This is a genomic window from Moorena sp. SIO3I6, from assembly GCF_010672095.1.
In genome coordinates this window covers 1-1,694 of sequence record NZ_JAAHHU010001091.1, presented here as the reverse complement: position 1 = coordinate 1,694, position 1,694 = coordinate 1, and the positions used below count along the sequence as shown (strand labels likewise).

Here is a 1,694-nt window from a genome sequence, read left to right as displayed (position 1 = left end):
CAGCTATCAGCTATCAGTTTATGGGCTAATTGAGGTGCTATCAGCGATTAGCGCTACGCGCACCGCTGACTGCTGACCGCTGACTGCTGACCGCTGACTGCTGACCGCTGACTGCTGACCCCTGACCGCTGACCGGTCAAGGATTATTCGGGATGTGATCGATTTGGGCGTAGCCACTGAAAACTAGCTTTTTCCCTTGGGTCTCTAGACGATTGATGCGCATAGTGACACCATCAAGGTTGAAGCGGTCTAGATCCACCATATTGTTCAAGATCTCATCCAGGGCTATTGTCAAAGTTTTAGATATCTCTTGTAACGACTCTGGTATTTCATTAGGTTGAAACTGGGAGTCTTTAAACAAAATCCGCCGTCGTCGCTCTACTCCGATGGTAGATGTCATACTAATCGGTACTATGCCGTAATTGGGTAGGTCAGCCTTAGCAAATAACCGTAGACCATTGTTCGGTTGCAGCTGAACTTGCACCTCGGTAAAGGAAACCGGAGCACCACCAGATAGTGCGGTTAACCCTGGTGTAGAAAGGTTTTCCAGCCGCTTTCTTACTAGTTGTGCTTTAAAGGATTGGTTGATGTCAGCTTCAGTCAGAATAACTTGAGCGATCGCTTGAGTAGGTTGCTTCAGAGAAATCTTACCCTGAAGCACTGAGCTGAAATCCAGAGAAACAGCATCAGTTTCAAAGGACATCTCCTCTGTGCGGAATTCCCGACGAATCACTAAACCACGACCACTCATTTTGAAGCTATCGATACTACCTTGTAGCAACTTGCTAGAGGGATAGCAGCGCACAGAAACATCTACCGATTCGCTTGTGGTAAACAGGTGGCGAATGGTCTTGCTGGCAACTGTATTGAGCAGTTGTTCACCCCAGTCGGTGCCAGAATTATTTGTACCGGTGAAGCCACCTAACATAACCATCTTGCATCCTGCGAGAGTTACTTCTACATTTGTAACAAAATGTGAAGAACTCAGCAATCGATCCTAGGTATGAAAGTTATTTGGTTATTCCCCATTGACTTTCAGTGTAGGGCAGGTTAATGAGTTATTCACCTTTAGTGTCCAGTGCAGGGTAGGTTATGTGCTTAGTTATCGGTTAATAGGCTCTAGTCTCTCAAACGTGTTAGCTCCAGAAGTCTCGGTTGTCGGGCTTTCGTTGTATTGGTTTAATTGTAGGGCTAAAGGGGTGAGAAGCCAGTCTCAACCTTTATAGCATTTGTCATAGTTATCAAGTACATTCAATTTTCTTATCCAATCTTGATGGACTCGCTCATGGAGGGGAACCCATCATGAAGGCCCTGGCTCCCCAATGGCTGCGCTGCTCCCTACTCCGAAGCTCCCTACTCCCTAACAACCAGAGCCTAAGTACCTGACCCAATTTAGAATTGCTTTATAATCCTTGACCTAATTGTTTACTTTCGTAAAATGTAGCTTAATATAATTAAGGCTTTATAATACTTGTAAAGGTTAGTCAAGAACAAAAATTAACCTAAAGTTGCGGTCTGTAACGTAATTAATGGTATTGGTATGAGTATCAATGATTATCATTGACCAATTACCCCTTACTAAACTCAGTTACAGCAAAGACTCCAGGTCAATACAGCAACCAGAGCTTTTTTTGTTCTCCTACTTTGTCAGCACCCCGCTCGCCCATAGACGAGGCCATAACACCAATAGTTAA

1 protein-coding gene is annotated in these 1,694 nt (G+C 44.6%); it reads right to left on the bottom strand.

Going from position 1 to position 1,694, the window contains the following annotated elements; all coding sequences use genetic code 11:
* Window positions 1-136 precede the first annotated feature (136 nt).
* Entirely contained in the window at window positions 137-934 is a 798-nt protein-coding gene (locus F6K49_RS46435; protein WP_366514333.1) for a DUF2993 domain-containing protein, read from the bottom strand.
* Window positions 935-1,694 lie beyond the last annotated feature (760 nt).

Coding starts and splice junctions, on each gene's coding strand:
- F6K49_RS46435 (WP_366514333.1), bottom strand. CDS start 934: ATGGTTATGTTAGGTGGCTTCACCGGTACAAATAATTCTGGCACCGAC.